Source organism: Serratia ureilytica (assembly GCF_017309605.1).
GTDB classification, from domain to species: Bacteria; Pseudomonadota; Gammaproteobacteria; order Enterobacterales; family Enterobacteriaceae; genus Serratia; species Serratia ureilytica.
In genome coordinates, this window is record NZ_CP071320.1 from 2,835,848 (window position 1) to 2,862,243 (window position 26,396).

The 26,396-nt window shown below is 61.0% G+C and carries 25 protein-coding genes; 16 read left to right on the forward strand and 9 right to left on the reverse strand.

Translation table 11 applies throughout. The features are described from left to right. Nucleotides 1–77 precede the first annotated feature (77 nt). From J0X03_RS13195 to J0X03_RS13215, 5 genes are all read right to left on the reverse strand, one after another. On the reverse strand, nt 78–1,361 hold the full coding sequence (locus J0X03_RS13195) for an SLC5/6 family protein (protein ID WP_102948152.1): 1,284 nt from the start codon (nt 1,359–1,361) through the stop codon (nt 78–80). A gap of 257 nt (nt 1,362–1,618) precedes the next feature. Continuing rightward, nucleotides 1,619–2,956 carry a c-type cytochrome gene (locus J0X03_RS13200; RefSeq protein WP_129993130.1) on the reverse strand — a complete coding sequence of 446 codons (1,338 nt, stop codon included), beginning with the start codon at nt 2,954–2,956 and terminating at the stop codon, nt 1,619–1,621. 12 nt (nt 2,957–2,968) lie between these two features. Next, the gene (locus tag J0X03_RS13205) at nt 2,969–4,750 is read right to left on the reverse strand and encodes a GMC family oxidoreductase (RefSeq protein ID WP_004931432.1); all 1,782 of its coding nucleotides are present in this window, start codon (nt 4,748–4,750) and stop codon (nt 2,969–2,971) included. A 2-nt stretch (nt 4,751–4,752) separates the two neighbouring features. After that, the gene (locus tag J0X03_RS13210) at nt 4,753–5,478 is read right to left on the reverse strand and encodes a gluconate 2-dehydrogenase subunit 3 family protein (RefSeq protein ID WP_160204210.1); all 726 of its coding nucleotides are present in this window, start codon (nt 5,476–5,478) and stop codon (nt 4,753–4,755) included. A gap of 304 nt (nt 5,479–5,782) precedes the next feature. Then, nucleotides 5,783–6,448 (reverse strand): transglycosylase SLT domain-containing protein, encoded by a 666-nt coding sequence (locus J0X03_RS13215; protein WP_004931439.1) that lies wholly within the window; start codon nt 6,446–6,448, stop codon nt 5,783–5,785. A 109-nt stretch (nt 6,449–6,557) separates the two neighbouring features. On the opposite strand from J0X03_RS13215, the gene ghoS reads away from it, so the two are divergent. The 6 genes from ghoS (at nt 6,558) to J0X03_RS13245 (ending at nt 11,644) form a co-directional block, all read left to right on the forward strand. Next, a complete protein-coding gene (gene ghoS / locus J0X03_RS13220) occupies nt 6,558–6,857 on the forward strand; it encodes a type V toxin-antitoxin system endoribonuclease antitoxin GhoS (protein ID WP_033642868.1) in 300 nt (99 codons plus the stop codon). Between the two features lie 131 nt (nt 6,858–6,988). Next, nucleotides 6,989–7,933, forward strand: a complete 945-nt coding sequence (locus tag J0X03_RS13225; protein ID WP_033642867.1) for a metal ABC transporter substrate-binding protein — start codon at nt 6,989–6,991, stop codon at nt 7,931–7,933. Beyond that, complete coding sequence (locus J0X03_RS13230) at nt 7,930–8,820, forward strand: manganese/iron ABC transporter ATP-binding protein (protein WP_033642866.1); 891 nt, start codon at nt 7,930–7,932, stop codon at nt 8,818–8,820. Before J0X03_RS13225 ends, J0X03_RS13230 begins: the two co-directional genes overlap by 4 nt. Then, a complete protein-coding gene (yfeC, locus tag J0X03_RS13235; protein WP_016927980.1) occupies nt 8,820–9,680 on the forward strand; it encodes an iron/manganese ABC transporter permease subunit YfeC in 861 nt (286 codons plus the stop codon). Before J0X03_RS13230 ends, yfeC begins: the two co-directional genes overlap by 1 nt. Further along, complete coding sequence (locus J0X03_RS13240; protein ID WP_033652467.1) at nt 9,680–10,534, forward strand: metal ABC transporter permease; 855 nt, start codon at nt 9,680–9,682, stop codon at nt 10,532–10,534. The genes yfeC and J0X03_RS13240 overlap by 1 nt, the downstream gene beginning before the upstream one ends. A 240-nt stretch (nt 10,535–10,774) precedes the next feature. After that, entirely contained in the window at nt 10,775–11,644 is an 870-nt protein-coding gene (locus tag J0X03_RS13245) for a fructosamine kinase family protein (RefSeq protein ID WP_033642864.1), read from the forward strand. 35 nt (nt 11,645–11,679) lie between these two features. On the opposite strand, the gene J0X03_RS13250 is transcribed toward J0X03_RS13245, so the two are convergent. Further along, nucleotides 11,680–12,240: a YniB family protein gene (locus J0X03_RS13250; protein WP_025302601.1), complete on the reverse strand. Its 561-nt coding sequence runs from the start codon at nt 12,238–12,240 to the stop codon at nt 11,680–11,682. 185 nt (nt 12,241–12,425) lie between these two features. Between J0X03_RS13250 and J0X03_RS13255 the strand changes: the two genes are divergently transcribed. The 4 genes from J0X03_RS13255 to J0X03_RS13270 all read left to right on the forward strand — a co-directional run bounded on the left by J0X03_RS13255 (nt 12,426) and on the right by J0X03_RS13270 (nt 16,984). Further along, nucleotides 12,426–13,706: an HdeD family acid-resistance protein gene (locus tag J0X03_RS13255; RefSeq protein WP_033652468.1), complete on the forward strand. Its 1,281-nt coding sequence runs from the start codon at nt 12,426–12,428 to the stop codon at nt 13,704–13,706. A gap of 64 nt (nt 13,707–13,770) precedes the next feature. Beyond that, the gene (gene hxpB, locus J0X03_RS13260) at nt 13,771–14,436 is read left to right on the forward strand and encodes a hexitol phosphatase HxpB (RefSeq protein WP_047026217.1); all 666 of its coding nucleotides are present in this window, start codon (nt 13,771–13,773) and stop codon (nt 14,434–14,436) included. A 421-nt stretch (nt 14,437–14,857) separates the two neighbouring features. Next, the gene (locus J0X03_RS13265; RefSeq protein ID WP_042784339.1) at nt 14,858–15,406 is read left to right on the forward strand and encodes a metal-dependent hydrolase; all 549 of its coding nucleotides are present in this window, start codon (nt 14,858–14,860) and stop codon (nt 15,404–15,406) included. A 186-nt stretch (nt 15,407–15,592) separates the two neighbouring features. Then, nucleotides 15,593–16,984, forward strand: coding sequence for an L-cystine transporter (locus J0X03_RS13270; RefSeq protein WP_033652470.1), 1,392 nt, complete (start codon nt 15,593–15,595; stop codon nt 16,982–16,984). Nucleotides 16,985–17,047: 63 nt separating this feature from the next. Here the strand turns inward: J0X03_RS13270 and phnX are convergent, their stop codons facing one another. Further along, nucleotides 17,048–17,857: a phosphonoacetaldehyde hydrolase gene (gene phnX / locus J0X03_RS13275; RefSeq protein WP_047576043.1), complete on the reverse strand. Its 810-nt coding sequence runs from the start codon at nt 17,855–17,857 to the stop codon at nt 17,048–17,050. Between the two features lie 9 nt (nt 17,858–17,866). Then, the gene (phnW, locus tag J0X03_RS13280; RefSeq protein ID WP_033652472.1) at nt 17,867–18,970 is read right to left on the reverse strand and encodes a 2-aminoethylphosphonate--pyruvate transaminase; all 1,104 of its coding nucleotides are present in this window, start codon (nt 18,968–18,970) and stop codon (nt 17,867–17,869) included. A 152-nt stretch (nt 18,971–19,122) separates the two neighbouring features. Here phnW and phnR point away from each other — a divergent pair, with 152 nt between their 5' ends. The 5 genes from phnR to J0X03_RS13305 all read left to right on the forward strand — a co-directional run bounded on the left by phnR (nt 19,123) and on the right by J0X03_RS13305 (nt 23,834). Beyond that, nucleotides 19,123–19,842, forward strand: a complete 720-nt coding sequence (gene phnR, locus J0X03_RS13285) for a phosphonate utilization transcriptional regulator PhnR (protein WP_047026219.1) — start codon at nt 19,123–19,125, stop codon at nt 19,840–19,842. A 177-nt stretch (nt 19,843–20,019) separates the two neighbouring features. Continuing rightward, nucleotides 20,020–21,030, forward strand: a complete 1,011-nt coding sequence (locus tag J0X03_RS13290; RefSeq protein WP_033652475.1) for a 2-aminoethylphosphonate ABC transporter substrate-binding protein — start codon at nt 20,020–20,022, stop codon at nt 21,028–21,030. Between the two features lie 8 nt (nt 21,031–21,038). Continuing rightward, nucleotides 21,039–22,163, forward strand: coding sequence for a 2-aminoethylphosphonate ABC transport system ATP-binding subunit PhnT (phnT, locus tag J0X03_RS13295; protein WP_230358655.1), 1,125 nt, complete (start codon nt 21,039–21,041; stop codon nt 22,161–22,163). A gap of 1 nt (nt 22,164) precedes the next feature. Next, on the forward strand, nt 22,165–23,028 hold the full coding sequence (gene phnU, locus J0X03_RS13300) for a 2-aminoethylphosphonate ABC transporter permease subunit (protein WP_042784336.1): 864 nt from the start codon (nt 22,165–22,167) through the stop codon (nt 23,026–23,028). Between the two features lie 2 nt (nt 23,029–23,030). Further along, complete coding sequence (locus J0X03_RS13305; protein ID WP_160204208.1) at nt 23,031–23,834, forward strand: ABC transporter permease; 804 nt, start codon at nt 23,031–23,033, stop codon at nt 23,832–23,834. Between the two features lie 46 nt (nt 23,835–23,880). On the opposite strand, the gene kdgR is transcribed toward J0X03_RS13305, so the two are convergent. Further along, nucleotides 23,881–24,672, reverse strand: coding sequence for a DNA-binding transcriptional regulator KdgR (gene kdgR, locus J0X03_RS13310; protein WP_160204207.1), 792 nt, complete (start codon nt 24,670–24,672; stop codon nt 23,881–23,883). Between the two features lie 230 nt (nt 24,673–24,902). On the opposite strand from kdgR, the gene J0X03_RS13315 reads away from it, so the two are divergent. Further along, on the forward strand, nt 24,903–26,297 hold the full coding sequence (locus J0X03_RS13315; protein ID WP_033642854.1) for an MFS transporter: 1,395 nt from the start codon (nt 24,903–24,905) through the stop codon (nt 26,295–26,297). Nucleotides 26,298–26,396: the final 99 nt, after the last annotated feature.

The window sequence follows — 26,396 nt, forward strand, 5'->3', positions numbered from 1 at the left end:
GGCATGCCGGCGATTAATTGCAAAGGGATGTGTAAAGGAAGGATAAGAGGCGCGCCGGAGCCGGCGCGCCCAGGGGATCACATCAGGCCGTAGATCAGCGCCGAGAGCGCGATCAGGCCCATCACCAGCACGAAGACGTTGCTCGCCGCGCGATATTGGCGCATGGCCGGCACCGCACGCACGGCGTACATCGGCAGGATGAACAGGATCGCCGCAATCAGCGGGCCGCTGATGGTTTCGATGATATGCAGCGCGCTGGGGTTCCACACCGTCGCCGCCCAGGTGAGCAGGAACAGCGACACCGCCGAGATGCGGTGCGTCATGCGCGAGCTGAGCGGCTTGCCGACCGCGCGCGTGACGCCGTCGATCAGGCTGGTCGCCCCTTCCGTCACCCCCAGCGAGGTGCCGAGATAGGATTTGGCCATCGCCAGCATCGCCATCACCGGGCCAAGGTAGGCGATCAGCGGGTTGGAGAACTTGTTGGCCAGCGTGGTCAGCACCGTGATGTTCTGCTCTTTCGCCTGCAGCATGTCTTCATGAGACAAGCTCAGCACGCAACTGAACACGAAGAACAGCACGGTAACGCAGATCAGCACATAGCTGTAGCGCATGATGCGCGCACAGCGGCGTTCCGCCTTGTCGCCGTACAGGCTCTTCTGGGTCGAGGCGAAGGAAGAGATGATCGGCGCATGGCTGAAGGAAAACACCATCACCGGCACGGCCAGCCACAGCGAATGCCACAACCCCGGCGTGTCGAAGCGGGTGGCGGCCAGGCCATGCACGAAGTTGGCGGTATTCCAGCTCGGCATCAGATAGAGCGAAATGCCCATCAGGAATACCAGCAGCGGGAACACCAGCATGCCCATCGCCGCCACGATGCTGTCTTTGCCGCGCAGCAGCACCAGATTGAGCACCACCACCACGGCCAGGCTCAGCCAGAGGCGCGGTAGCGGCGCCACGTGAAACTGATGGATCAGGAAGCTGTCCAGCGCGTTGGTGATCGAAATGCTGTACACCAGCACGATCGGGAAGAACGCCATCAGATACAGCACCATGATGATTTTGCCGGCCAGCACGCCGAAGTGTTCCACCACCACATCGTGAATGTTGCCGTCGCGGCTGGAGCCGGAAAGCACGAAGCGACTGAGCGCGCGGTGCGGCAAATAGGTCAGCGGGAAAGCGAACAGCGCCATCAACAGCAGCACCAACGGGCCGTTCAGGCCGGCGTTGATCGGCAAGAACAACGTGCCGGCGCCCACCGCAGTCGCATAAAGACCGAACATCCAGACGGTGTCGGTTTTGTTCCATTTGGCAGGCTGAGCGGCCGTCAGCGTGCCTGAATCGGGAGAAATCGTACTCATGAGACAGTCTACCTTAATCTGCGGCGCCAACGATTGCGCCTAACGGGATATCCTTCTCCGCGAATTTTTTAATAGTAATCAGTGAATTAAAGCGATATTTCATACTTACGCCTGATGAAAGGACGGCAAAGGATAATGAAAAATCCGCTGCGGGTCTATGTTTTATCGGCCGAACGAACGATTTGCGAACAGGAAATGCTGAAAAAAACGGCGCAGGCAGGAAAAACTAAGGGCCCCTTGCGGAGCCCTTAAGCGGTTTACTTCTTCGCGTCCGGATGGTCCGGCACCTCGGCGCTGCCCATCTCCTTCTCGTCGCGGATCATCGAGCGGTCTTTACGCACGTCGGCCACGTCGGAGGCACTCACCGGTTTGGCGCTGTTGCCCCAACTGGTGCGGATGAAGTTCACCACGTCCGCCACCTGCTGATCGTTCAAACGCCAGCCAAACGGCGGCATGGTGATGTTGGACACCGCGCCCTGCACCGCCGGCGTGGTGTTACCGGTCAACACGATGTGGATCAGCGAGGTCGCGTCCTCGGTCTGTACCACCGGATTGCCCTTCAGCGATGGGAAGGCGCGCTTGTAGCCCACCCCGTCGGTGCGGTGGCAGGCCGCGCAGTTATCGACATACAGCGCCGCGCCGGGCTTGCTGTCGTCGCCGCGCCACAGATCCTTGGCCACGCTGTCTTCAACCGGCGCCGCCTGCTGCTTGCCGTCTTTCGGCGGCAGCGATTTCAGGTAGCGCGCGATGGCGGTCAGATCGTCGTCGCTCAGGTATTGCAGGCTGTGCTCCACGACGTCGCTCATGCCGCCGAACACGATGGCTTTGTCGTTACGGCCGGTTTTCAGGAACTCGGTCAGCTCGGCTTCGCTCCAGCTGCCCAGGCCGTCCTTGCGGTCACCGCGCAGGCTGGAAGCCACCCACCCGTCGATCGGCGCGTTGCTCCCGGACAGGTAGTCGTCGCTTTCGCTGTTGCTCAACGCTTTCTCCTGCATGGTGATGCTGCGCGGGGTATGGCAGGCGCCGCAGTGGCCCAGGCCTTCCACCAGGTAGCGGCCGCGCTCAATCACCGGATCGGCCTTGGCGTCGGCGACAAAATCCGCCGGCGACGGCGCAAACATGCCGCGCCAGATGCTCAGCGGCCAGCGCATCGACAGCGGCCACGGGATGTCGGAGTCCTTGTTGGCCTGCTCCACCGGCTGCACGCCGTGCATGAAATAGGCATACATGGCGCGCATGTCGTCCTCTTTCACCAGCGCGAACGACGGGTACGGCATCGCCGGGTACAGGGTGCTGCCGTTTTTGGCTACGCCCTTACGCACCGCGTTGTCGAAATCCTCGAAGCTGTAATCGCCGATGCCGGTTTTCTTGTCCGGCGTAATGTTGGTCGAGTAGATGGTGCCGATCGGCGTCTCCATCGCCAGGCCGCCGGCGAAGGTCTTGCCGTTCTTGCCATCGGTATGGCAGGCCACACAGTCACCGGCGCGCGCCAGGTACTCGCCGCGCTTGATCAGCTCGCTGCTGACGGTGGCGTCCTGCGCCCAAACGGAGAAACTCACTGCACTGAGAACCAGTGCCGGTACAAATGCTTTCATCGTTCGCCGTCCTTATGCCTGCACCAATGGGCCTGGGTTTTTCAGATACTGCTCGCGAATGGCGCGGGCAGACCAATAAGCCAGCGCCGCCACGGTGCCGGTCGGGTTGTAGCCCAGCCCTTGCGGGAAGGCCGATGCGCCGATCGAGAACACGTTGTGCACATCCCAGCTCTGCAGATAGCGGTTGACCGCGCTGGTCTTCGGATCTTCCCCCATCACCGCACCGCCGTTCATGTGGGTGGTCTGGTAGCTGGTGGTATCGAAGTGGCTGTTGGCGTTTTTCGGGCTGCCGGCGATCAGTTTCGGGTTCATCGCCTTGGCGATCGGCGCCATCTTGTCGTACATGAACTGCGCCATCTTGATGTCGTTTTCCTGCCAGTCGAACGTCATGCGCAGCAGCGGCTGGCCGAACACGTTCTTGTAGTTGGGATCGAGATCCAGATAGTTGTTGCGGTACGACTGGTGCGCGCCGTGGGCGTCCATCGAGACGTGGTGGGTGTAGGCATCCGCCACCGCCGCTTTCCACTTGCTGCCCCAGGCCGGGGTGCCCGGAGGGGTCGGCAGGCCGGAGATCGGCTTGGTGCCCGCCTGGTTGACCCAGAACGGCGAACCGCCGACGAAGCCTTCTTTGGCGTGATCGAAGTTGTCGGCGTTGAAGTCATCCACGCCCACGCCGTTGCCGCCGGCGCCGATGAACGGGTTGGTGAAGACGTCTTTATCAAAGAACGCCTTGATGGTGGTCATGTTCTGGTAGGCGAAGTTGCGCCCGACCACGCCTTCGCCGGTCACCGGATCGTAAGGCTTGCCGATGCCGGACAGCAGCATCAGGTGCACGTTGTGGAACTGGAACGCGCCCAGGATCACCAGGTCGGCCGGCTGTTCAATCTCGCGGCCCTGCGCATCGACGTAGTTCACGCCGGTGGCGCGGGACTTGTCATCGGTCAGGTTGACCTTCAGCACGTTGGCGTTGGTGCGCAGCTCGAAGCGTTTCTCCATGCGCAGCGCCGGCAAGATGTTGACGTTCGGCGAGGCTTTGGAATACATGTAGCAGGCGTAGCCGCTGCAGAAACCGCAGAAGTTGCATGGGCCCATCTGCGCGCCGTACGGGTTGGTGTAAGAGTCCGAGGTGTTGGCGGACGGCAGGTTGTAAGGGTGGTAACCCACCTCCAGCGCCGCTTTCTCGAACAGCTGGGCGGAGTAGGTGTTTTTCTGCGCCGGCAGCGGGAAGTCGTCGGAGCGATCCGGCGCAAAGCGGTTACCGCCCTTCTGCGCTACTTTCTGCCCTTTGATGGTCCAGGCGGTGCCGGAGGTGCCGAACACTTTCTCCGCTTTGTCGAAGAACGGTTCCAGCTCGTCGTAGGTCACGCCGAAGTCCTGGATGGTCATGTCCTTCGGAATGAAGTTTTTGCCGTAGCGTTCTTCATAATGGCTGCGCATGCGCAGTTCGATCGGATCGACGCGGAAATGTACGCCCGACCAGTGCAGACCGGCGCCGCCGACGCCGGTGCCCGGCAGGAACGCCGCCAGCTGGCGGTAAGGCACCGCGGTCTGGCTGCTGTTGTGGCGAATGGTGACGGTGCTTTTCGACAGATCCTGGAACAGCTTGCGTCGAATGTTATAGGTCAGCTCGTCGATCACCTGCGGATAAGACCCGTCCGGGTAGGTGTCGCGCATCGGGCCGCGCTCCAGCGCCACCACGTTGAGGCCGGCCTCGGTCAGCTCTTTGGCCATGATCGCGCCCACCCAGCCGAAGCCGACGATCACCGCGTCTACTTTTTTCATTACCGTTGCCATGGTTAGCCCCTCTCCCCACGAATCGAGACCGGCGGGAAGGGATAACGCTCCCCTCGCTCAACCCAGTCCATAAAATCGGCGCGCGCGCCCGGAAAATTAATCAGCTTCCAGCCAACCATGTCTTTGTTGCCGCCATGGATCGGATCGCTGAAGAAACCTTCACGGGTGTTTTGCAGCAGATAGGAGAAGAACAGTTTCGACGGCAGTTGCTGGAACTCCGCCTCGCCGGACTCGAACTTTTGCAGCAGGGCGTCTTGCTGCGCGCCATCCAGTTCGGCGAAAGGCTTGCCGGCGGTTTTCTTGCTGTAGGCGTCGGCGTCATGGATGCCGAGGTTGTAGATTTGCTTGGGCACCAGCGGCAGCTGGTAGCCCATTTCCTTCGGCACATCGGGGTTGAACGGCCCCTGCATGTACCAGATGGAACCGGTGGCGTACGGCGTGTTCATCTGGCGATCGATAAACTCCGGCACGCCGGCTTCCAGCGCGCCAGGGCCGCGTTCGTCGGCCGGGATCAGGCGCGCGACGGCGGTCTTGATGAAGGCCCACTCTTCCGGGGTGAAAAAGGTCGGTTGGTAATCGTTCTGCGTTGAAGTGTTCGAGGCAGCGACCGCTGGTGCTGGGGCCGTCAGCGCGCCAACGCCGCTGCCACCAATTACCGCCGCAGGAATTAAGGTCATCGATTTCAACAAGAAATCGCGCCGCGAATTGTTGGTTTTATGATTCGACATGTCACATTCCATCCAAAGATAGTCACAACTATTTAACCGCAACCTTGCGATCGATACGGGTTTTTAAAATAATTTGTTACTTATTTGTCTATTTATTGAAGGTCAGAATGCGAGCAAAAGCAAAAATGTTACCGGTAACTTATTGAATGAACGTAAAGATTTATCTGCTAACGTAAATTTAACTTTTTGTGCGGTTTTTCTGATAAGCGATGAGGAAATAACGAAAAATGAGAGGCGGGTCGCGCTAAAAACTGACGCCGAAAACAAAATCGGCCGCGTTCGGCGGCCGATTCAAAGGATGGGATTACTGCGACATCGCCTGATAAGCGGTGGTAACTTTCCATAAATAGCGCGGCGCCTGCGGTGCCGGGTGCTTTTTCTGGATGTGCTGATAAAACTCATCCGGACTCATCTGATTGATGCGATTAACCGCCACGCGCTTGTCCGAGGAGAAAGTGCGCAACATAGCGCCCGCCCCGTTCACATACGAAACGATGGTGGCGTAACGCAAAGTCTGTGGGTTGTTGATCCCGGCTAGCTGCTGGCTTTGAAGAATATTGATATAGGCCGTTCCCAGATCAATATTGACCGCCGGATCCTTCAGCTCACGCGAGCTGGGTTGCCCGCTTCGTCCTTTCATGCGATAGGCGTCGCGGCCGGCGGTAGAAGCCTTCAGCTGCATCAATCCCACTGCGTTCGAGGTGCTGACCACGTTCGGGTTAAACCCGGACTCCACCTGAATAATCGCTTTAATCAGCGTTTCGTCGACGCCGTAGTTGCTGGCGGCCTGACGAATGTAATCGTTATAAGCAACCGGGGTGCCTGTGCGGTTTACCGGTGCCTGCGGAGGGGGTTTTAACCAACCGCCGCGCGTTGTGCCACTGCCTGAAATATTGCTCGCCGTTTGCGGGTCTTTGGCGCACCCCGACAAAAGCAAAATTGCCGTAAGGCAACCTATTTTTGTTTTCACAGAATCCCTCACTCCTTTCAATGAGTTGCGTAGCATATACAACTTGTAAGGACACCTGCAGTAATTTTTTGGACTAATCTCAAGCTATCCATATACCAAGAGGTGATTTATGAGTCAATCTGCAACAAGCTGCTTTGTGGTGACTTTTCGCTATCAGGAAGCGGGACTGACCGACCTGGCCAAGCTGACCGGGCAATTGACCCGTGAAGGTTTTGTCACGTCGGTGACAGACGAAAATGGCGTTCATCATGAACTCGGCAGCAACAGTTTTGCGTTCATAACCGTTCTGGATCAAGAGGATGTGCAGCGTCTGGCGCAGGGGTTCGGGCAGTTGGCGTTGGGAAAACAGCCGGAGGTGGCGATCTGCACCTGTAAGGACTACCTTCAGCGGTTACATACTGATACATAAAATGCTATAACTCCCCGGACGGAATTATTTTTCAGTTGGAGAAATAGCCCCGCCGGCGGTGGGCAAGTGACGCTTGACTTCGCTTCAATTGATATTGATAATCATTTTCATTTGAACCAGGAGACGTCATCATGCCATTGATAACTTGCGCTTTTCGTCGCAGTCGCCCTCCCCGCGCTGCCGCACTGTTACGCCCCTTCACGCTCGCCTGTTTGCTGCTCGGTGCCGCTCTGGTCAGCCAACCCGCGCTGGCGGAAAAAAAGCTGCGCGTGGTGACCACTTTCACCATCATTCAGGATATCGCCCAGAACGTGGCGGGTGACGCCGCCGTCGTGGAATCCATCACCAAACCGGGCGCCGAGATCCACGATTACCAGCCCACCCCGCGCGATATCGTCAAAGCGCAGCACGCCGACCTGATCCTGTGGAACGGCATGAACCTGGAACGCTGGTTCCAGCGCTTCTTCGAGAACATCAAGCAGGTGCCGGCGGCGGTCGTGACCGAAGGCATCACCCCGCTGCCGATCCGTGAAGGGCCCTATAACGGCAACCCGAACCCGCATGCCTGGATGTCACCGAGCAACGCGCTGGTATATATCGAAAACATCCGCAAAGCGCTGGTGGCGCACGATCCGGCCAATGCGGAAACCTACAACCGCAACGCCAAGGCCTACGCAGAGAAAATCGGCGCGCTGGACGCTCCGCTGCGCGAACGCCTGGCGCGCATTCCGGCCGCGCAGCGTTGGCTGGTGACCAGTGAAGGCGCCTTCAGCTACCTGGCACAGGACTATCAGCTGAAAGAAGTCTATCTGTGGCCGATCAACGCCGATGAGCAAGGCTCGCCGCAACAGGTCCGCCGGGTGATCGACGCGGTGCGCGCCCACCATATTCCGGTGGTGTTCAGCGAGAGCACCATTTCCGACAAGCCGGCCAGGCAGGTGGCGAAAGAGACCGGCGCCAAATACGGCGGCGTGTTGTACGTGGACTCGCTGTCCACCCGCGATGGCCCGGTGCCGACCTATATCGATCTGCTTAACACCACCGTGCAAACCATCGCCAAAGGATTCGATCAATGACCCATGAGCTGTTTGTCCGCCCTGAATTGAGCGTGGACGACGTCACCGTGACCTACAACAACGGGCACACCGCCATTCATAACGCCAGTTTTACCCTGAGCGGCGGTTCTATCTGCGCGCTGGTGGGCGTTAACGGCAGCGGTAAATCGACGCTGTTCAAAAGCATCATGGGGCTGGTCAAGCCCACCAGCGGCCGGGTGTCGCTGAGCGACAAACCGGTGGCGGACGCGCTGAAAAAGAACCTGATCGCCTACGTGCCGCAAACCGAAGACGTCGACTGGAACTTCCCGGTGCTGGTGGAAGACGTGGTGATGATGGGCCGCTACGGCAAGATGAATTTCCTGCGCATTCCGTCGCGCGAGGATCGCTTGCGGGTCGACAAGGCGCTGGAGCGCGTCGGCCTCAGCGAGCTGCGCGGCCGGCAGATCGGCGAACTCTCCGGCGGTCAGAAAAAGCGCGTGTTTCTGGCGCGCGCCCTGGCGCAACAGGGCACGGTGCTGCTGCTGGATGAGCCTTTCACCGGCGTGGATGTGAAAACCGAGAATGCCATTATCGATCTGCTGCGCTCGCTGCGCGACGAGGGGCATTTAATCCTGGTTTCCACCCATAACCTCGGCAGCGTGCCGGAGTTCTGCGATCGGGTGATCCTCATCAACCGCACGGTGTTGGCCGCCGGCCCGACCGAAACCACCTTCACCCAGAGCAATCTGGAGCTGGCGTTCGGCGGCGTGCTGCGCCATATCAACCTCTCCGGCCCGGATCTGCACGACGACAACGATCCGCGCACCGTCACGGTGTTGACCGACGATGAACGCCCGGCGGTGTTCTATGGCCACACCAAGAGCGATCCGCCTGCCAACAGTCAGGCCAGGGAGAAACAATCCTGATGCTGGACCTTCTGCTGCAACCTTTCAGTTATAACTACATGGTGAAGGCCATCTGGGTCAGCGCCATCGTCGGCGCCGCCTGCGCGTTTCTGTCCGCCTACCTGATGCTGAAAGGGTGGTCGCTGATGGGCGATGCGCTGTCGCACTCGGTGGTGCCCGGCGTGGCCGGCGCCTATGCCCTCGGCCTGCCCTACGCCGCCGGCGCCTTCTTCACCGGCATGCTGGCGGCGCTGGCGATGACGCTGGTGCGCCACATCACCCGGCTGCGCGAAGACGCCATCATCGGCTTTATCTTCTCCACCTTCTTTGCCGTCGGCCTGCTGATCGTGTCGCTCAACCCCACCTCGGTCAACGTACAGTCGATCATCTTCGGCAATATCCTCGGCATCGCCGACGAAGACGTGCTGCAGGTGGAGATCATCATCGGCGTTTCGCTGCTGATCCTATGCCTGGTGTGGAAAGATCTGCTGGCGGTGTTCTTTGACGAAAGCCACGCCGTGTCGATCGGCCTGTCGCCGCTGAAGCTGAAGATCCTGTTCTTCACCCTGCTCAGCGCCTGCACCGTCGCCGCACTGCAAACCGTCGGCGCCATTTTGGTGATCGCCATGGTGATCACGCCGGGCGCCACCGCCTATCTGCTGACCGACCGCTTCAGCCGGCTGGTGATCATCGCTATCATCATCGGCGCATTGACCAGCGGCATCGGCGCCTACCTGAGTTTCTTCCTCGACGGCGCCACCGGCGGGGTGATCGTCACCCTGCAAACGCTGGTGTTCCTGGCGGCGTTCTGCTTCGCGCCGAAACACGGCCTGCTGGCGGCAAAACGTCGCGTAGCACAGTCACCAACCGGAGGCCGCTGATGGACACACTCTACCAACTGCTCAGCGAACCCTTCGCCTACCCGTTCATGCAGCGGGCGATCGTCGCCGCCATCGTCACCGGCGTGGTATGCGCCGTACTCTCCTGCTATCTGGTGCTCAAGGGCTGGTCGCTGATGGGCGACGCCATCTCGCACGCCGTCTTGCCCGGCATCGTAGTGGCGTTCGTCATCGGCATTCCGCTGGCGATCGGCGCCTTCCTCTCCGGCATCTTCTGCGCGGTGGCCACCGGCTACCTGAAAGAGAACAGCCGGGTGAAAGAAGACACGGTGATGGGCATCGTTTTCTCCGGCATGTTCGCCTTCGGCCTGGTGCTGTTCTCGCGCATCGACACCGACCAGCACCTGAGCCACATACTGTTCGGCAACATGCTGGGCATCACCGACGGCGAGCTGAAGCAAACCCTGCTGATCGCCGGCCTCACCCTGGCGGTGGTGTTGCTTAAACGCAAAGACTTCATGCTCTACTGTTTCGATCCGCACCATGCGCGGGTGATTGGCCTGCCGGTCAAGCTGCTGCACTACGGGCTGCTGTGTCTGCTGGCGATGACCATCGTCGCCTCGCTGCAGGCTGTGGGGGTGATCCTGGTGATCGCCATGCTGATCGCCCCCGGCATCATCGCCTTTATGCTGTGCCGCCGCTTCGATCGCATGCTGATGGTGGCGACGGTGGTGTCGGTGTTCTCTTGCGTGCTCGGCACGCTGATCAGTTTCCACATCGACGGCGCAACCGGGCCCTGCATCGTCATTGTACAGGCCGTGCTGTTCGTTATCGCCTTACTGTACGGTAAACTGCGTCCGTTACAGCGTAACCAAACCGCCCTGGGCGACAGTTAAACGCCCTCCTCTGATGCGGCGGCGCTCTCCGCCGCATCCTATTTCCTCTGCCCCCTTATCCGTTGTCATCAAGTTGCAACCGGTATTGCGCTTAAATTAATCAATAGGGTATATACTGTGAGCTGGCGGGATGCTGAAAAAATCGCCGCCTTTGACGCCGGCTGTGCGCCGCGTCGTGTTTTCACCACGGGAAAGACGCTAACCTAATGAATTATCAGGCAGCACAGAGGGGGAAATACCATGTGGCAAGCCGTTAGCCGTCTGTTAAGTGAACATCTTGGCAGCGCAGAGATACGCGAAAGGATTGAACTGCCCGGGGGCGACATTCACCCGGCGTGGCGCGTGAGTTACGGTGACAACGAGGTGTTCGTGAAATGCGACGCCCGTGAACAACTGCCGATATTCACCGCCGAGGCCGATCAGCTGGCGCTGCTGGCGCGCAGCAAAAGCGTGCGGGTGCCGGAAGTGTACGGCGTCGGCAGCGATCGCGACTACAGCTTCCTGCTGCTGGAGTATCAGCAGTTGAAACCCCTCGACGCCCATGGCGCCTACTGCCTGGGGCAACAACTGGCGCATCTGCACCAGTGGAGCGAGCAACCGCAGTTCGGTCTCGACTTCGACAGCGATCTGACCACCACCCCGCAACCCAACGCCTGGCAACGCCGCTGGTCGGAATTCTTCGCCGAGCAGCGCATCGGCTGGCAGCTGCAGCTGGCGGCGGAAAAAGGCATGACCTTCGGCGACATCGACGACATCGTCGATCGGGTGTATCTGCGCTTGCAGCACCACCAGCCGCAGCCTTCCCTGCTGCACGGCAACCTGTGGCCGGGCAACTGCGCGATGACCGCCAACGGGCCGATACTGTTCGATCCGGCCAGCTACTGGGGTGACAGAGAGTGCGATTTGGCGATGCTGCCGCTGTATCCGGAGCTGCCGCCGCAGATCTACGACGGCTATCAGAGCGTGTGGCCGCTGGGGGCCGGATTTATCGAACGCCAGCCGCTGTATCAGCTGTACTACCTGCTCAACCGCAGCAATCTGTTCGGCGGCCAGCATTTGGTGGCAGCCCAACGCGCGGTGGAGGCGCTGTTGCAGCCCGAAGCGTCATAACGTTCCGGGGCGCCGAGCGGCGCCCCGTTCATGGTTCAGGCCGCGCCGGCCAACTGCCCCAACAGGCGGATCACGAACCAGGCGATCACCGCAATCACGATCGGCAGGATGTACAGCGGGAAGTACTGCAGGAAGATGGTGTGGTGCGGCAGCGTAATGCGCTCCTCAAGCTGTTGGCGCGTGTGCCCTTCGCTGCCCTTGGCCTGCTCCAGGATCATCTGGTCTTCCAACCCTTCGCGGATGAATTTGACCTGACGCGACATGCGCGCGCCGGAAGCCTGCAGCGCCAGCCCGACGAAGATCAGAATATAGATGATGATGAACATCAGATTGGCGCCGCTGAACAGGCTTTTATCCACGTCGGGCACCGGTGAGTTGTACCAGAAAAGGTTCAGGAACGGCGTGTTGAAACGCACCATGTCCACCATCACGTGAACGAAATCCAGCATCACCGCGTTGATGCCCTTGGTTTTTTCACTGTGCTGATAGATAAAACCCAGCACGGAAATCAGCGTCGACAGCAACGCCGGGATAAAAACCACCCATCCGAGAATGCGTTTCAAAATGGCGAGACGCCCGGCCTGTTGATACGTCATGTGTTCCCCTTGTTAGCGACGTAACCGAATCGGCTAAGTCTACCTGCTGTTGGCGAAACTCGCCCACCGTTTTCTTCACTCCCGCTGTGCTACAAGCTTAGCCGAATTAGTCGAAATCAAAAACTTAACCGCGCCGGCACACTATCATTGAAGAGATAACGTTATCCATTCGGGCAGAGGCCGCCATGATTCGACTGATTATCTTATTGCTGGGCGCGCAGGCGCTGCACGGTCAGCGCCGTCTGCTGGTGCTGTTCGGTTGGCTGTGGATAGCCGCAGGGGCGCTGATGCTGTTCGACATCCTGCAGGATGGCCGGTCGGTGCTGGCGCTGGATGCGCTGGCGGTCATCCTGGCGCTGGAGGGGTTGGTGGCGGTATCCGCCGCGCTGGTGATCGGCTCTTCGGCCAGCAGGCCAGTGCTGCTGAAAGGATTGGGTTTTGTCTTTATGGCCTTTTTAATGCTGGACGTGCCCGCAGACGATAACATCGTCGCCACCGTGGTGTTTGGCAGCGCGCTGCTGCTTGACGGCGCCGTGCGCATCGCCTCCTCCACGGTGATTCAACACAGTCGATGGAAAGGCGTGGCGCTGGCGGGCAGCGGCGAGATCCTGCTTTCGTTGATGATTTTTGTCGGCTGGCCGGCGCCGCATCGGATGACGGTTCCCTTTTGCCTCGGCGTGATGATGGTGCTTTCCGGCTGGGCCTTATTGCGTATCGCCCGGAGACTGACAACCTTCTCTCTGAATCAGCACCCCGCGCGGCAGCCACCGCACCCGGAGGATGAGACTGCGCCGCTCACGGTGTATGTCTGGACACCGATTGGTGCGGCTAAAGATCCGCGCCGGCGTTATATCGTCGACCGATACATCGCGGCGGTCGACGGCGGCGGCAATATCTCCACCGGTCACGCCGCCCTGGCGCTCGCGCCGGATGTGTATATCAGTCACTATCCGCTCAACGACATCAGCCATTCCGTTCAGGATTTCCGCCAGTTGTTGCATGCCGGCGAACAGAACAACGTCGACGGACGTTTCCTGCCCGACCTGGCGGGCGAGATCGCCGCCTGGTGCCCCCCGGACAAGAAAATTCAATTCTACCGCTATAACCCGGCGGCGCTGCGCGCATTCTGGCTGCGTTATCGGCAGGACGCCACCTACAATCTGACCCGGCGCAACTGCTCCACCACGGTCATCGGCGCGCTCGACAGCGCGTTGGAAGGCGTGCTGGGCGATAAACATCTGTGGCGCCGCTTTCTGTTGCTGGTGCTCGATCCCAACCTGTGGATGCTGGCGGTACTGCGCAGCCGCGGCGAAAGCATGACCTGGACGCCGGGTTTGGTGCTGGACTACGCACGCATGTTGCAACAGGTCACCGAGCGTCAACACCAGCGCTGGTGGCTAAAATTGCGCGAGGTGTGGAATATCCTGCGTTTTGGCAAAAGCCAAACGCGCAGGCAAAGGTTTTAGTCTCGTCACCGGCGATGATAAAGTGTCGGGCACATTCACCCGCGCCGGCAGGAGTTAACCGTTAATGGCTTATTCGCAACGCATTGAAACCGCAATTTTTGATATGGACGGCTTGTTGATCGACTCGGAACCGCTGTGGCTGCAGGCTGAGTTGGATATCTTCGGCGCGCTGGGTTTGGATCTGTCCGACCGTCACAAGCTGCCGGACACGCTGGGGCTGCGCATCGATCTGGTGGTGAAGATGTGGTATCAGGCGATGCCGTGGCAAGGGGTTTCGCTTGATGAGGTGTCGGCGCGGATTATCGAGCGCGCCATCGAGCTGGTGCACGAGACGCGCCCGCTGCTGCCGGGCGTTCAGCAGGCGCTGGAGCTGTGTCGCAGCCAGGGGCTGAACATCGGTCTCGCCTCCGCCTCGCCGCTGCACATGCAACGGCAAGTGCTGAAGATGTTCGAGCTTGAGGATTACTTCGATCAGCTGGTTTCCGCCGAAGACCTGCCGTACAGCAAGCCGCACCCGGAGGTCTACCTGATCGCCGCCGAACGCCTGGGCAGCGATCCGCTGCGCTGCATCACGCTGGAAGACTCGTTTAACGGCATGATCGCCACCAAGGCCGCACGCATGCGCTCCATCGTGATCCCGGCAGCCGAATACCGTCACGATCCGCGCTGGGCGCTGGCGGACCACAAGCTGGACACCCTGGAACAGCTCACCCCCGCCCACTTTGCCTGACCTGCGGCGCCGGCCATCGGCGCCCTGGGTTTGCCGCTCTGCGTCATAAAAGGGATCCGCACCGCAAAATAAACGAAACACCGTTTCATTTTATTGAATTGGCATGACGTTTCCATTATGCTGTATGGCAGGGAAAGCGACGGCCCGCGGCGCGTTGTCACTGCCACGCAGCGCGGTTCAAGGCCGCCGCTTCCTCCCGCCACACGCTGAGCAACCGTCTTTTTTCTCACCGCCATACGCCCCCCATCGCCCGCTTTTTGTTCTCGCCCGTCAAAATCGATGCTTTGTTACCCATTGCCGTAACAAGCCGTTGTAAAACAGGGAAAAATAAACAATTGGTTACAGGGTAACTGCTTCCACTACTGGGAATTTTCCCATATACTGGATAAATTAACAGTTTACCAGTCGGAATCGCAACAGCATGACCGCGGAAGGACACCTTATATTCTCTGTCGCTTGCGCGATCTTCGCCAAGAAGGCGGAAGTGACGCCAGAGCTGGCTACCGGCGACTGGTGGCACATCATACCCGCCGCGCTGCTGACCTCACTGCTGCCGGACATCGATCACCCCAAGTCGGTGCTGGGCCAGCGTCTGCGCTGGATCGCCATTCCCATCGCCCGCGCCTTCGGCCACCGCGGTTTCACCCACAGCCTGCTGGCGATCGCCGGCGGCATGGTGCTGTTTCAGCTTGATGTGCCGCGCAGTTGGCCGATCCCGGCCGACGCGCTGCACGCCATGATCATCGGTTACTTCAGCCATCTGCTGGCCGACATGCTCACCCCCGCCGGTGTGCCGCTGCTGTGGCCGTGCCGCTGGCGTTTTCGCCTGCCGCTGCTCAACTCGCAAAAAGGCAATCAGTTGGAGCGCGTGCTGTGCCTCTGCCTGGTGGCGTTTGCCATCTGCTGGCAAGGTGATTTCACCCTCCCGGTGCAATCCTACGTAGAGCAAATCAGAAATATTAGACTCTGATCACAAAAAATCGCTCAACTCATCACCCATGCGTATATAAAATGAACAAAATCACACAAAAAGCTATATTAAATTCCATTTGGATATAAGTGAGCCCCTCGGCAAACTGTTACGATATTTACATCGCGACACACCTAATGGTGCGTAGTCGTTTTTATATAAGAAAGATTATTGGAGATATTGGGGATGAATCTTCCGCTCGTGATTAACGTGCTGGTGTTTGTCGCGCTCCTTTTGCTGCTGGCGCAAACCCGCCACAAGCAATGGAGCCTGGCGAAAAAAGTGCTGGTCGGCCTGGTGGTCGGCGTGGTGTTCGGTCTGGGGCTGCAGCTGGTGTACGGCGCCGACAACCCGGTACTGAAAGAATCCATCAGTTGGTTCAACATTGTCGGCAACGGCTATGTGCAACTGCTGCAAATGATCGTCATGCCGCTGGTCTTCGCCTCTATCCTGAGCGCGGTCGCCAAATTGCATAACGCCTCTTCGCTGGGCAAAATCAGCGTTCTGACTATCGGCACATTGCTGTTCACCACGCTGATCTCGGCGCTGGTGGGCGTGCTGGTCACCAACCTGTTCGGCCTGACCGCCGAAGGCCTGGTGCAGGGGGCGCAGGAAAGCGCGCGCCTGACGGCGATCCAGACCAACTACGTGGGTAAACTGGCCGATCTGACCGTGCCGCAGATGGTGCTGTCGTTCATCCCGAAAAACCCGTTCGCCGATCTGACCGGCGCCAGCCCGACCTCGATCATCAGCGTGGTGATTTTCGCCACCTTCCTCGGCGTGGCGGCGCTGCAGCTGCTGAAAGACGACAAGCCGAAAGGCGAGCGCGTGCTGGTGGCTATCGATACCCTGCAGGCCTGGGTGATGAAGCTGGTGCGTCTGGTCATGAAGCTGACGCCGTACGGCGTGCTGGCGCTGATGACCAAAGTGGTCGCCGGCTCCAACATTCACGACATCGTCAAGCTCGGCAGCTTCGTGGTGGCCTCCTATATCGGTCTGGCCATCATGTTCGTGGTACACGCCATCCTGCTGGCCTTCACCGGCGTGAACCCGCTGAAGTTCTTCCGCAAGGTGTGGCCGGTAATCACCTTCGCCTTCACCAGCCGCTCCAGCGCCGCCAGCATTCCATTGAACGTGGAAGCGCAGACTCGCCGCCTGGGCGTGCCGGAATCCATCGCCAGCTTCTCGGCGTCGTTCGGTGCCACCATCGGCCAGAACGGCTGTGCGGGCCTCTACCCGGCGATGCTGGCGGTGATGGTTGCGCCGACCGTCGGCATCAACCCGCTGGATCCGGTGTGGATCGCCACCCTGGTCGGCATCGTCACCCTCAGCTCCGCCGGTGTGGCGGGCGTGGGCGGCGGCGCCACCTTCGCCGCGCTGATCGTGCTGCCGGCGATGGGCCTGCCGGTGACGCTGGTCGCGCTGCTGATCTCGGTCGAACCGCTGATCGACATGGGCCGTACCGCGCTGAACGTCAACGGTTCCATGGCGGCGGGCACCATCACCAGCCAACTGATGAAGCAAACCGACAAAGCCGTGATGGACAGCGAAGACGAAGTCGAATTGGCTCACCGTTAACGCCTTCCGCGAACGAAAAAACCGGGGATGATCCCCGGTTTTTTTATGCCCTGCGTTCGGTCGTTACGGCCGCTCGCCGTTCGCCAGCCGCCGGTTGATATCAGCGATCACACCCGGCAATTGCGCCAGCGTATCTATCACATAGTGCGCGCCCGCCGCGTACAGCTTATCGGCGGCGGCCGTGCGACGGCGCTCGATCTCCCCTTGCGGCATTTGGCGATACTCCTGCCAGGTCGCGCCAAACTCGTTGCCGGACAGCGCCAGCCCAACGCTCCACATCCCGGCGTTCAGCCCTTCGGCAATGCCAGGCACCGCGTCATCCACCTTCACGCAATGCGCCACCGCATCGATGCCCAGCGCAATCACGTTTTGCAACGCCATCCACGGCCCCGGTCGCCCGCCGGCCGCGAGATCGTCGGTGGCGACCCAGTAATCCGGCGCGTAGCCGCGCTGCGCTGCGGCAGGCGCCAGCACCGCCATCACCGCGCGCGGATAACCGGAGCAGGAGCCGATTTTGATGCCCTGTTCACGCAGAGCGGCAATCACCTGCGGCACGCCCTCGATGGGATCGGCGAAGTCGACCACTTTGGCGATTTGCAGCGGCATAAACGCCTGATACAGCGCGTCGATGTCTTGATGGCTCATCGAGCGGCCCAGCTTCTGTCGCCAGCGCGCGTCGACCGCCGGCAGTTTGCCCAGCGCCTCGATGTGCTGCCATTTGCCGAGCCCCATCGGAATGCGCGCTTCCGCCAGGCTGATGTCGATATCGAAAGTGCGTTTGAACGCCTCGACGAAAATCTGCGTCGGCGCAAAGGAGCCGAAATCCACCGTGGTGCCGGCCCAGTCGAGGATCACTGCGTTGATCTGTTTCATGGTCAATCCTTATTGATTCCAGTACATCGCCTGCCCGACGGCCGCCAGCAAACGTTCGATATCCTGCGGATAAATTTCGCCGATGTTGCCGATGCGGAAGCAGTCGCTCTGCGACACTTTGCCGGGATAAATCACGAAGCCCTGCTGCTTCAGGCGCTGATAAAACTCGGCGAAGCGGTAAGTGTCGGCCTTCGGCGAATAGAACGCCGTGATGATCGGCGAATGCAGCGCATCGTCCAGCAGGGTCTCAAAGCCCAGTTCACGCATGCCCGCCACCAGCCGACGCTGATTGGCGTGATAGCGGTCGTGACGCGCGGCAATGCCGCCCTCTTGTTCCAGCTCTTTCAGCGCCTGTGCGAAGGCCAGCACGGTGTGAGTGGGCGACGTAAAGCGCCATTTGCCGGCCTGGTCTTCCATACAGCGCCACTGGGCATACAAATCCAGCGACAGCGAGCGCGAACGGCCGGCGCATTTCTCCAGTTCGCTGCGGCGGGCGATGACGAAAGCAAAGCCCGGCACGCCCTGAATGCATTTGTTGGCGGAGCTGATCAGAAAATCGATGCCCAGCGCGTCCACATCCAGCGGGATGCCGCCGAAGCTGCTCATCGCATCGACGATAAAGGTCTTGCCGTTGCGCGCCGCCAGACCGGCGACCTTCTGCAGCGGGTTGAGCATGCCGGTGGTCGTTTCACAGTGCACCATGGCGATATGGCTGATGCGCGCATCGCTTTTCAGCACCGCCTCCATCGCCGCCACGTCCGGTTCGTTCACCTCGCCGCAGTCGAACGCGTGGTGGTCGATATCCATCAGCCGCGCCATTTCGATCATCCGCGCCCCGTAGGCACCGTTGTTGACGATCAGCAGCTTGTCGTGCGGGCCGATGACCGTGCCCAGCACGCCCTCTACCGCAAAGCTGCCGCTGCCCTGCAACAGCACCGAGGTATAGCCGGCGGACGGCGTCGCCAGCGCCACCAACCGTTGGCGAATGCGCTGCACCACCCCGAGGTTGTAATCTTCATCCCAGGTGCAGCTGTCATACAGCATCGCCTCTTTCACCGTTTTCGACGTGGTCAACGGGCCGGGGGTCAACAGCAGGTAGTTACGGTCGGACATGTTATTCACCTATTGGTCTATACCAGATTACGCTGATTGTGGCGGCAAATTCCTTCCCAGGTCAAACGGCAAAGCGCGGTGAAACAAAAAATTCATCTGGCTATGTATAATAAGCGGGCCGGAATGCCAGGCCGATGCCATAGCGAGATGAAATGAAAGAACATCCGGGCGATATGCCCCACTATCTGCAGATCAAGGATCAGCTTCAGGCGCGCATCACCCGCGGCGCGCTGCAGGCCGGCGACAAGCTGCCTTCGGAGCGCGAGCTGTGCGCCATCTTCTCCACCACCCGCGTCACCATCCGCGAGAGCCTGGCGCAGTTGGAAGCCACCGGCGCCATCTACCGCGCCGATCGTCGCGGCTGGTTCGTCACGCCGGAGCGGCTGTGGCTGGATCCGACGCAAAACACCAACTTCCACCGTCTCTGTCAGGAGCAAGGGCGCACGCCACGCACCGCGCTGCTGTCCGGCGAAAAAACCACGGTGCCGCTCGACGTGATGCAGCCGCTGGCGCTCGAACCGTTCGATCAGGTGTATCTGCTGCGCCGGGTGCGCTATGCCGACGGCCGCGCCATCTGCTATTGCGAGAACCACTGCCTGCCGCAACGGGTGCCGGCACTGCTCAGCCACGATCTCAACGGCAGCCTGACCGAGGTTTATCAGCAGCATTACGATTTGATTTACAGCAACATGCACCTGTCGTTCTACCCGACCGCCCTGCCTTATCGCGCCGCCAACGCGCTGGGTGCCATGGTCGGCCTGCCCGCGTTGCTGCTGCGCCGCTTGAATTACGATCAGCACGGCCGCATTCTCGATTTCGATATCGAATACTGGCGCCACGACAGCCTGCGCATCGAAGTCGATACGCTTTAACCCCCTGCCCAACGGGGCCTGCGCACGCAGGCCCGCCTTTCTCTCCCGCGTCGTCCTCCCCGTTCCCGGCAATGATATTTTGCTGATTTCATTTGTTTGTCATATTCGCCGATTAGCGTGGCCGCATATCTGGTGTATACCAGTTTCGCATTAACCCGTAACAGTGAGGCTGAAGCTATGAAACTTTCTCGACTGGTCGTGATGACCGCCATCGCACTCGGCTCCGCGCCGCTCTGGGCCGCCGAGGCGGTGGTGACCGTCTACTCCGCCGATGGTCTGCACGACGGCGATCACAGCTGGTATCAAACGCAGTTCGACGCCTTCACCCAGGCGACCGGCGTCAAGGTGCAGTACGTCGAAGGCGGCTCCGGCGCCATCGTGGAACGCCTGTCGAAAGAGCGCAGCAACCCGCAGGCCGACGTGCTCGTGACGCTGCCGCCGTTCATTCAACGCGCGGCGGCGGAAAAACTGCTGCAGGACTTTACCCCGCAGGCTGCCGCGCAAATCGCCGATGCGCAGCCACAGTTCGTGCCGCTGGTGAACAACTACCTGAGCTTCATCTATAACGCCAAACTGCTGCCGCAGGCGCCCGCCAGCTACCAACAGCTGCTGGACGCGCAGTTCCGCAATAAGCTGCAGTACTCCACGCCGGGCCAGGCGGGCGACGGCACTGCGGTGATGCTGCAGGCGTTCCACAGCTTCGGCGGCAAAGACGCCGGTTTCGACTACCTCGGCAAACTGCAAAGCAACAACGTCGGCCCTTCCGCCTCCACCGGCAAGCTGACCGCGCTGGTCAATAAAGGGGAGCTGCTGGTGGCCAACGGCGATCTGCAGATGAACCTGGCGCAGATGCGCAGCAACCCGAACGTGAAGGTGTTCTGGCCGGCCGGGCCGGACGGCAAGCGCAGCACGCTGGTGCTGCCTTACTACATCGGCCTGGTGCAAGGCGCGCCGCAAAGCGCCAACGGCAAAAAGCTGATCGATTTCCTGCTGAGCAAAGAGGCGCAGAGCAGCGTCAGCGCCATTTCCTACGGCATGCCGGTGCGTAAAGACGTGACCCCGACCGACGATAACTTCAGGCAGTCGCAGGCTGCGCTGCAGGGCGTGGATATCTGGGCGCCGGACTGGAATCAGGTGGTGAGCAGCCTGTCCGCCGATATTTCCCGCTGGCACAAGGTGACAGAATGACGCTGACCATGCCTTCCCTTCTCGCTTCCCGCGCTGAGGCGCGGGATAACAGCCGGGACATCGCCGGGCCGTCGGGCATTCAGCTCGACCGCGTCAGCGTGTCGTACCGCGGTACCGAAGTGCTGAAACCCCTGACGCTCACCATCGCGCCCGGCGAAGTGCTGGCGCTGATCGGCCCCTCCGGCTCGGGCAAAACCACCGTACTGCGAGCGATTGCCGGTTTCGTGCAGCCGTCCGCCGGACGCATCGCCATCGGCGATATCGATGTCACCGACGTGCCGCCCTATGAACGCGGCCTGGGCATGGTGGTGCAGAACTATGCGCTGTTTCCGCATATGCGCGTCGAAGACAATGTGGCGTTCGGCCTGCGCGCCCAGGGCAAGCCGCGCGGCCTGACCGCCGAGCGCGTCGAAGAAGCGTTGGCCATCGTCGGCATGTCCGCCTACGCCAGGCGCTATCCCAGCCAGCTTTCCGGCGGCCAGCAACAGCGGGTGGCGATCGCCCGCGCCATTGCGGTGCGCCCCAAAGTGCTGTTGCTGGATGAACCGCTGTCGGCGCTGGACGCGCAAATCCGCCACAGCATGGTGGAAGAGATCGCCCGCCTGCACCGCGAGCTGCCGGATCTGACCATCCTGTACGTCACCCACGATCAGGGCGAAGCGCTGACGCTGGCGGACAAGATCGGCATCATGCGCGACGGCCACCTGATCGCCCACGGCGAAACCCGCGCGTTGTACCACCATCCGACGAACCGCTTCGCCGCCGAGTTTCTCGGCCGCGCCAACCTGCTGCCGGCCACCGCGCTGGAGACCACCACCGGGCAAGGCATGACCACCGTCAGCTGCGCCGGCAAAGTGATCGGCTGTTTCACCTACGGCGCACAACGCGGCTTCGACAAGCTGCTGTGCATCCGGCCGCAGCATATTGCGCTCGATGCCGACGCCCAGCGTAGCAACTGCCTTATCGGCACGCTGCGCGGTATTCATTGGCAGGGTGAACTGACGCACCTGCAGTTCGACGCGCAAGGCCACCCGCTGCGCGTGGTCACCACCCATCGCAGCCGGATGCCGCAGATCGGCGAACGGGTGCCGCTCTATTTCGCCCCCGACGATGCGGTACTGATCGAGGACTGACATGACCGACTCTACGCTTATTCGCCCGGCCCAGCGGCTGCGTTTGCCGCGCCGCCTGTGGATCCTGTTGCCGCTGCTAGCGCTGGCGACGCTGTTTTTCTACCCGCTGGCGTTGATCGTCAAACAGGCGTTTACCGACGACCAAGGGCTGTTCAGCGCCGCTGCGCTGCAGCAGGCGTTCGAATCACGCCGCTTTGTCGGCGCCCTTCTCAACACGCTGCAGATCGCGCTGCTGGCGACGCTGGGCTGCCTGGTGCTCGGCACCCTGCTGTCGCTGCTGCTGGTGTTCACGCCGTTCCCCGGCAGCCGTCTGATCGCCCGGGTGATCGATACCTTTATCGCCATGCCGACCTTCCTCATCACGCTGGCCTTCACGTTCATCTACGGTTCCGCCGGCCTGCTGAACGGCACGCTGATGGCGACCTTTGGTTTCACCCTGCCGCCGGTGGATTTTCTTTACTCCATTTGGGGGGTGATCCTGGCGGAAATCACCGTGTTTACCCCGCTGGTGATGCGCCCACTGATGGCGGCGCTGTCGCAGATCGACCGCAGCCAGCTCGAGGCCGCCAGCATCCTCGGCGCCCGGCCGGGACGGGTGGTGCGCCAGGTGATTTTACCGGCCGCGCTGCCGGCCTTGCTGGCCGGCGGCAGCCTGTGTTTGTTGTTGACCACCAATGAGTTCGGCATCGTGCTGTTTATCGGCGCCAAGGGCGTCACCACGCTGCCGATGATGGTCTACGCCAAAGCGATTTTGGAATCGGACTACGCCGTCGCCTGCGCGATCGCCGTCGTGAATATCGCGCTGTCGCTCGGGCTGTTCTCCCTTTACCGCTACGCCGCGGCGCGCGCCGGGCTGAGGAACTGACGATGTTGATTTGGTCTCGCACCGGACGCACCCTGACCTGCACACTGGCGGTCACGCTGTTCGCCCTGTTCTTCTGCCTGCCGCTGGCGGTGATCCTGATGTCCAGCCTCAGTGAACAGTGGAGCGGCGTGCTGCCGAGCGGCTTCACCCTCAGCCACTTCCGCCAGGCGTTCAGCGGCGCCTCCTGGGACGCGCTGGTCGCCAGCCTGGCTATCGGTTTCAGCGCCAGCCTATTCGCGTTGTTGTGCGGCACCTGGGCGGCGTTGGCGCTGCGCCACGTGCCTGAACGCGGCCAACGGCTGCTGGGCACGCTGTTTTTCATTCCCAGCGCGGTGCCTTCGGTCTCTATCGGTTTGGGGATGCTGGTGGCGTTCAGCCAGGGGCCGCTGCAGATGAACGGCACCTTCCTGATCGTGCCCGCCGCCCACTTCGTGCTGATTTCCGCCTTCACCTTCGGCAACGTGATGGCCGGGCTGACCCGGCTTTCGAGCGACTACGAAAACGTCGCCGCCAGCCTGGGCGCTTCGCCGCTGTTTCGCCTGCGCCACGTCACCCTGCCGATGATCGCTCCCTATATGATCTCCGCCTTTGCCCTCAGCCTGTCGCTGTCAATGGGGGAGCTGGGCGCGACTATGATGATCTACCCGCCGAGCTGGACGACGCTGCCGGTCACTATCTTCAGCCTGACCGATCGCGGCAGCATCGCCAACGGCGCGACGTTGACCATGATCCTGGTGGTGGCCACGTTGCTGCTGATGTTAGTGCTGGAGCGGATTGCGCAGCGGCTGACGCCGGGCGCAAAATAACAAAAAGGCGCTGCCATGGCAGCGCCTGATTCTTAGAAGCGAAGGGTCAGAACGGATAGTCGTAATAGCCCTGTTGTTCGGAAATGCGTCGGGCGGCGACGTGCAGCAACGCCACATACTCCTCCCGCGCCGCGTCGGAAAAGCGCAGCGTCGGGAAAGAAATGCTCAGCCCGGCGATCGCCACCCCGAACCGATCGAAGACCGGTACCGCAATGCAGCGGATCCCCGCTTCTTGCTCTTCGGCATCTTCGCCGTATCCCTGCGCACGCACCCGATCCAGCACCGGCAACAGTTCGGCGGCGCTGGTCAGGGTATGCTCGGTGCTGCGGGTAAATTCAATCTGCGACAGGATCTGCGCCACCTCATCCCGATCGCGCCAGGCCAGCAGCACCTTGCCGATGGCGGTGCTGTGCAGCGGGTTGCGGCGACCGATGCGCGAATACATGCGCAGGTTGTACATCGCGTCGATCTTGTGGATGTAGACGATGCCATCCTCGTCCAGGGCGCCGAGGTGGATGGTTTCACGGGTATGATTCGACAGCTCGCGCATCTGCACGTCGGCGCTGCGGATCAGATCGACGTTCTGCAACGATTTGGCGCCCAGTTCGAACAGCTTGAGCGTCAGCGCATACTTTTCCGTCTCGCCCTCCTGTGAAACGTAACCCAGCGCTTTCATGGTCTGCAGAAACCGGTAGACGGTGCTTTTAGACATCATCACCCGCTGGGACAGTTCGGTAATGCCGATCTCGCGCTCATCGCCGAGCGCCTGCAAAATGCCGAACACTTTCATCACGGATGAGACGGCATCCGGTTGCTTGTCTGAATCTGCGTTAGCCATGGCGAATACCCTACTTAACGGTTTTGTTTCAGGAAATTTAAACAAGGGTTTCAGTATAATCGGAACAGATCGCGACGCGCAACGCAGCTGAAGGCTAAGCGATTGAAGCCAAATGAATAACCGCCTGCCGCTCACCGCCGTTTACAATTAAGCGGACAAGGGGCATGCAATCGCAGGCGAATATGATTAGCATGATAATACTCTCCTGAATAAATACCGCTGAGACCTGCATGCGTCCTTGTTCCGACGGCCTCCCCGTCCCGCAACGCTATGGGGCGATCCTCGCCATCGCCCTCGGCATTACCGTATCCGTGCTCGACGGCGCGATAGCCAACGTGGCGCTGCCCACCATCGCGCGCGATCTCAACGCCAGTCCGGCCAGTTCCATCTGGGTGGTTAACGCCTATCAACTGGCGATCACCGTCTCTTTGCTGTCGCTGGCGTCGCTCGGCGATCTGGTCGGCTATCGCCGCATCTATCAGGCTGGATTGCTGGTGTTCAGCATCACCTCACTGTTCTGCGCCCTGTCCGACTCGCTGCTCACCCTGACCATCGCCCGCGTGCTGCAGGGCTTTGGCGCCGCCGCCATCATGAGCGTCAACACCGCGCTGATCCGCATCATCTACCCGCAGCGTTTTCTCGGCCGCGGCATGGGCATCAACTCGCTGATCGTCGCCTGCTCCTCGGCGGCCGGGCCGACGGTGGCGGCCGCTATCCTGTCGGTCGCGTCCTGGCAATGGCTGTTCGCCATCAACCTGCCGATCGGCATCGTCGCGCTGCTGCTGGGGATGAAATTCCTGCCGGCCAACGGCCAAAAAAGCGATAACCGCCGTTTCGATCCCACCAGCGCCGTGCTGAACGCGCTGACCTTCGGCCTGCTGATCACCGCCATCAGCGGCTTCGCCCAGGGCCAGAGCCTGACGCTGATCTTCAGCGAGATCGCCGCGCTGCTGGCGATTGGCGCGCTGTTCGTGCGCCGCCAGCTGCGCCAGGAATTTCCGTTGCTGCCGGTCGATCTGCTGCGCATTCCGATCTTCGCCCTGTCGATGGGCACCTCAATCTGCTCGTTTGCCGCGCAAATGCTGGCGATGGTGTCGCTGCCGTTCTTCTTGCAAAGCGCATTGGGCCGCGACGAGGTGGCGACCGGGCTGCTGCTGACGCCGTGGCCGCTGGCGATCGTGGTGATGGCCCCGATCGCCGGCCGGTTGGTGGAACGCGTGCATGCCGGCCTGCTGGGCTGCATCGGGCTGGCGGTGTTCGCGCTCGGGCTGTTCTCGCTGGCGCTGCTGCCCGCGGCGCCGTCGAATATGGACATCATCTGGCGCATGGTGCTGTGCGGCGCCGGTTTCGGCCTGTTCCAGTCACCCAACAACCACACCATCATCTCCGCCGCACCGCGCAACCGCAGCGGCGGCGCCAGCGGCATGCTGGGCACTGCCCGTCTGCTGGGACAAACCTCGGGAGCCGCCCTGGTGGCGCTGATGTTCAACCTGTTCCCAGCCTCCGGCACCCACGCTTCACTGATCCTGGCTGGGGTGTTCGCCACCCTGGCGGCGGCCGTCAGCAGCCTGCGCATCACTCAACCGACGACGCAAACGGCGCAGCCCAGCCGCGAGGTGAAATAGCGCACATAAAAGAGCCGAGCCCTCATCGATTGTAAAACCGACGGGGCCAGCACTGGCGGCCGGGCCGGGCCGCGTCGGGTGCGGTGCCGGGAGCATGGC